Below are 5,390 nucleotides of genomic sequence, written 5' to 3'. Positions count from 1 at the left end.
AGGGCTTCAATCGTCAGCTTCGGAAGGTGACCAAGACCCGCTCGGTCTTCCCGACTGATGACAGTCTGTTCAAGCTGCTGTATCTGGCGATGAAAGATATTACGAAGAAATGGACCGGCCGGCGGCAGGACTGGAGCCGGATCTATGCCCAGCTGGTCATCTACTATGGTGAACGCCTGCCTGAGTGAGGACGGCGCGCGCGTTCATCTGTCAAGAGGGGCTAGCCCCTCTTGACAGATGAACAGGATCATGCTACAATGCAGATAAGACCGACATCTCATCTGCCGGTCTCATCATAATCAATCTATGTTTTCAATATGCACTGTTTTGCGTTTACACAAAATTCGGGATTGAGCCAGAGATTTTTCAAGAGCTTATTAATATTATTGTTTAGTACCAACGCCTGTTTCATCAAAATACCACAAATTCAATCCGATTTGTACAAAATCGTTTGTTATCATTTTTCCGTCACGATCTAAATAGTATAACTCTCGCTTATATAATACACTGCGATTTTTCCACATTCTTCCGTCTGGTCCTAAATAATACCAATAACCACCGTCCTTTACCCATGCGTCACACCATTTAGCGCCATCGTCTGGATTAGTACCAAAATAATACCATTCATTTTGAATTTTCTGCCAACCTATGACCATAGCACCACTGATACCTACATAGTATTTATTAGCAATCCATTTACTTCTTTGCTTTTTACCGTTTAAATAATAGTACCAATTACCACTTTCTTTTTTCCACCCTTGCTTAGTAGCGGCATATGCTGTAATAGTAGTATTATTATATTTCTGAGGTGAAATATTTTTTGTCAAAGCTGTACCGGTTCCAAGGAGAGTGAATGCCATTGCGAGTGCTGTGATTTTCTTAAGTGCATTTTTCATTTGTATCAAGTCCTTTATTAAAGTATTTAAGATTAATAATATAATCTCATACAACAAATTATATATCATCTTTCATCATACGTCAAGTGTTTTACATATAAATCATCGAATGTGCTATAATAGCACAACCTTAATAAAATAATAAGAGGTGGATATTATAATGAGAAATATAAAACCTATAACTTTTTGTTTGTTATCAACAGCGCTATCTGTTTTTTGCTTTTATGAAATAGTATTAGCTTTATTATCAAGTAACGCATCACATCTTCACATAACGCAAAATATCTTCTTAAACTTCATTATTGATACAGTCAATACCTTTAATAACAACTTACAGTTAGGCTACCTCATTGGTATCGGTCTATTGGCTCTGCTATTTGAACTATTATTCTCAGATTCAATGCATGAGTTTTTCAGCAGGCTGCCACTTGGAAGTATAAAGAAATACGACTATATGGATCGTGCATTTCACGCTGAAAAATACCATGGCTTTAAATATCATTGCAAGCATATATTAGCAGTCCTTGCTCCTGCATTGATAATCGGCTTTTATGTTGTTGTTCACTTAATATTTTATTCTTCATTTTCTGATAATCTTGATCTATGTGTTAAGTGGATCCTTCCTGTAGCTATCGTTCTTACATTAATAGCATCCATAGCTCTGGTTATCTCCGTTATCAAATGCGGCGGATTATGGGGCGCATTAGTTAGATTGCCGTTGCTGTTCACTTCAAATATCTGCTTATGCTCTGTAATTGGTCTTCTTATAGTTTCTCTTGGAGTTACGCTTGCATTTCTTCTTGGCATTTTAATTTTCTCAATAGTTGTAATTCCGATTACTTTCAAGATTATGATTCATTTGTTATAATCATCTCTGAAATTGTGCTATAATAGCACAAGACCTCTCCGATTATTATCAGAGAGGTCTTTTTGTATTCCACCCCCTGGCTATTCCTTTGGGTTATTTTTTCCTTTTCAATCTCCCCTTTCAGCATTATTAAGAGCAACTTAACTCTTTAAAAAAACAGCTTACCTATCAAAAATTACATCTTACATAAAAAATATTGATTATATTTACATAATAATATAATATAATGCTTGTGGATAATTGAAGAAGTGGTGCCACAAAGATTATATAATAAAAAGGAGTATTATTATGAACAGAAAAACCAAAAAACGTATTGCAGCTATTCTTACTATTGCCGTCATGTGTAATTCTATCGGTCTGATAGGAAGCCCATTAAATACTAAATTAGATAATAACAGTTTTGTTTATGCAGCAAATGAAGGAATGAGATCAGGAAATACAGATGGGAAATACTACGTTTCTGATTTTGAGAACGGATACACTCTCTACTACGTTCCGAATAAAGAGAATAAAACAGTTCTGATCGAAGGTTGTATAACTTATCAGAATTCTGTATCTGTTGTTTTACCTTATAATGTAAATTTTGAAAATACTGAATATACAGTTGTTGGTATTTCTGATAATGCATTTAAAGGACAGAATAGTCTGAAGGAGATATGTGGTGGAATTTATCTCAAAACAGTTGGTAATAGTGCGTTTGAGGGATGTACTAATCTTGAAAGTATAATTAATTTTGAGGATTTAGAAGAAATAGGAAACTCAGCATTTCTAAACTGTTCAAATATTTTTAAAACTAATACTTTTTATTTAGGTTCACTTAAAAAGCTTGGAGAAAGAGCGTTTATGAACAGTAGTATTTATGGAATTAATATGAGTAGTTCACAAATTAGCGCTATACCGTCGGAAGCATTTTCAGGATGTGAAAACCTTTCCTATGCAAAACTCCCTGAAAAAGGTGTAACAATAAAAAATGAAGCTTTTACAAATTGTACCTCCCTTGATTATATTTATATTCCTGATTCTTTTAAATTTATCAGGAAAAGAGCGTTCAAAAACGATAAAGTCCTTAAAACTGTCCTTATGCCATCAAATCTTCAGGAAATAGGGGATGAAGCTTTTATGGGCTGCGATTCTATGGAGTATATTGTGTTTAAAAACCCGTATACAACTTTCAGTGGTATTTATAATGCGGGTTGGAGAAACTTGAATAAGAAAAACAAGAATTTTGTTGTATGGGGAAATGGAAGCTGGAATACAGCAGCTGCATTTGCTTCACGAAATGGCTTCACTTATAAAGATATAAATAATGCTTCGTTAGAAAATGTCCTTGATGATAATAACACTTTTAACCCGAATATTATTAATAATATTTGGAGTTTACCAAATTATTTCTTATTTTGGGGGAAAAATCTTGGTGACGGAAAGTATAATTATATGGATAATAATAAAAGCTTTGATGGAATTTGCTATGGGATGTCGTCAGTATCAGTATTATCTCAGAATGGATATTTTGATATTAATAATTATCGCAATGAACTCGAGCTGAATAAGTATACAAATAATTCTGAAAAAATAACACTTAATTCCCTTGTACCATATAATCAAACAGATTTATTCTCAGATAAATGTAAGCTGTTTGTAACAAAGTGTCAGCGATTATCTTTTGGTGCAGCTGATATAACAATGGATAACAGTAATGAGCTCGTAAAATATGCAGAGTATGTAACATATGGTGCTGATAAAGCTGTTATTTCAATTAGTCAATGGCAACATGCGGTTGTATGTGAAGGTCTTGAATATAAGGAAATAAAGAGTGAATATTCAGATTACTGGGATGAAAACTGTTCAGAATATGATGCAAGAATTTTGGTATATGACGTAAATATTAAAGCTTTTGATGATAGCCACTGTATCTATATTAACACGAGTAATGGTGATTGGTTTATCCCGTGTACAGACATACAAGATCATTGTAATGGTTTGAAATTTAAATTCAGACCGAGCACAATTTTGCATGATATTAGTATAAAAACACCTGAAGATACCTCAAATTATATTGATGATCTAATAAACGAACATATAGCTTGAACGGCGTGTGTCCTTACCGATAACGATACGCGGAGCGCTGTCGTCGCCATTGCGCCTTTTGAGCTCGCCGTAATACCAGCCAAGAAATCGTCCAACTCTGAAAGCATGGTCTGCTGTAAGGTTCTCATTTGCAGTACCTCTGAAACCGTCTGTACCAAAATACTTTCCCATATTTGTCTCCTTAATCCTGAGAAAAAATCAGGTAATAAAATTTGCCCGAATCATCCTATTTCGGGGAATGTCGTGTATTCTTTCATTATATCACAATATTCTACAATAGTCAATTGATTATACGCAGAAAACTCACATCATATAACCGAAAAGGATTCATTTATACTCATCCCACCAGTGTTCGTCAGCTCCTGAGAGTTCATCAAAGCTGAGAGTTTCACCGATACGTGGTGCCGCAGCTGTTATACCCTGTTTCTTTGCCTCTGCAAGAGTATCCTCCGCAGGCTGATACCACGGAATAGAACGATAGACATAAGCGCCCCAATGTACAGGGACAAGACAAGCCGCATGTACATCCTGTGCAGCCTTTACAGCTTCATCAGGGTACATATGTGACCATGTAGGCATATCCTCACCTGCGTCTGCGAGCATAAGGTCAGTCTCACCGAATTTCTCGTATATCTGAGCAAAAGTACTGCACATACCGCTGTCACCTGTGAAATAAACGCTGTGAGAGTCATCCTTCATGTAAATTCCGCCCCATAAAGTGGAATTAAGAAAGAAACTGAATCTTCCTGAATAATGCTGAGCATGAGTAAGAGTGTAAGTAACTCCACCTATCTCAACGTCCTCCCACCAGTCAAGAGCGTGGATCTTTGAATCGTCAACGCCCCAGCTTTTGAGGGTAACATCCACACCGAGCGGTACAACATATTCCTTAACTTTCTCATCGATAGCCCTTATCGAGTAGAAATCCAGATGATCGTGATGATCGTGGGAAATGCAGAGAACGTCTATATCAGGCAGCGAATCGGGATCCAGAGGGTATTCGGATATTCGATCAGGAAGAGCTGAGAACCTTTTCCCGCTGCCCGGAACAATGAGCGGATCAAGAAGGATATTCTGATCTCCGAGCTGAACGATCGAGGAAGAGTGTCCAAGCCACGTGAGCTTAAGTTCGCCCTTCTCAGCACGCTTCAGTTCACTTATATGTTCAGCACCAACGGTTTTTGAAGGCATTTCAAGCTTTGCAACCGGATGGGCAGGTGCTGAATCAGAAGTATTCTCAGGATTATGAAACTGATTGTCATGATAATATTCATTTTTTTCGGAATATTCAGCCCTGAGTGCCTTGCCCGGAGTGCTTCCGATTGGTTTAAAATAATATGCCAGAAACAGCGATACAACTATCATAAGAAATAACAGTACCGCAAAAACAACGATAATTACTTTAAGAGCTTTTCTACTTTTCATCCTTTTACCTCCTTAAAATAAAAAAAGTCGTTTTCTTAATGAAAACGACTCATTTGGCTCCCCCTGCCCGGCTCGAACGGGCGACAACTCGGTTAACAGCCGAGTGCTCTACC

General features: G+C 36.8%; 4 protein-coding genes and 2 pseudogenes. 3 read left to right on the top strand and 3 right to left on the bottom strand.

Annotated features, from left to right (window positions below; all coding sequences use genetic code 11):
• Nucleotides 1-188: pseudogene (locus tag BT127_RS16075) on the top strand (IS256 family transposase); the annotation flags it as partial.
• A 195-nt stretch (nt 189-383) separates the two neighbouring features.
• Here BT127_RS16075 and BT127_RS16070 read toward each other — a convergent pair.
• Nucleotides 384-896 (bottom strand): hypothetical protein, encoded by a 513-nt coding sequence (locus tag BT127_RS16070; protein WP_175541996.1) that lies wholly within the window; start codon nt 894-896, stop codon nt 384-386.
• 160 nt (nt 897-1,056) lie between these two features.
• Here BT127_RS16070 and BT127_RS16065 point away from each other — a divergent pair, with 160 nt between their 5' ends.
• Together BT127_RS16065 and BT127_RS16060 are read left to right on the top strand one after the other, a co-directional pair.
• The gene (locus BT127_RS16065; protein ID WP_075425970.1) at nt 1,057-1,764 is read left to right on the top strand and encodes a hypothetical protein; all 708 of its coding nucleotides are present in this window, start codon (nt 1,057-1,059) and stop codon (nt 1,762-1,764) included.
• A gap of 288 nt (nt 1,765-2,052) precedes the next feature.
• Nucleotides 2,053-3,852, top strand: a complete 1,800-nt coding sequence (locus BT127_RS16060) for a leucine-rich repeat domain-containing protein (RefSeq protein ID WP_075425969.1) — start codon at nt 2,053-2,055, stop codon at nt 3,850-3,852.
• Here BT127_RS16060 and BT127_RS16055 read toward each other — a convergent pair.
• Together BT127_RS16055 and BT127_RS16050 are read right to left on the bottom strand one after the other, a co-directional pair.
• A pseudogene (locus BT127_RS16055) lies at nt 3,832-4,023 on the bottom strand (phosphoglucosamine mutase); the annotation flags it as partial. The gene BT127_RS16060 and the pseudogene BT127_RS16055 overlap by 21 nt on opposite strands.
• Before the next feature lie 156 nt (nt 4,024-4,179).
• Nucleotides 4,180-5,277, bottom strand: coding sequence for an MBL fold metallo-hydrolase (locus BT127_RS16050; protein WP_075425968.1), 1,098 nt, complete (start codon nt 5,275-5,277; stop codon nt 4,180-4,182).
• Between the last annotated feature and the right edge of the window lie 113 nt (nt 5,278-5,390).

The organism is Ruminococcus sp. XPD3002 (genome assembly GCA_900119535.1).
Classification (GTDB): domain Bacteria; phylum Bacillota; class Clostridia; order Oscillospirales; family Ruminococcaceae; genus Ruminococcus; species Ruminococcus flavefaciens_H.
Note: the sequence above shows the minus strand (reverse complement) of the source record. Positions and strands in the feature narration are given on the sequence as shown.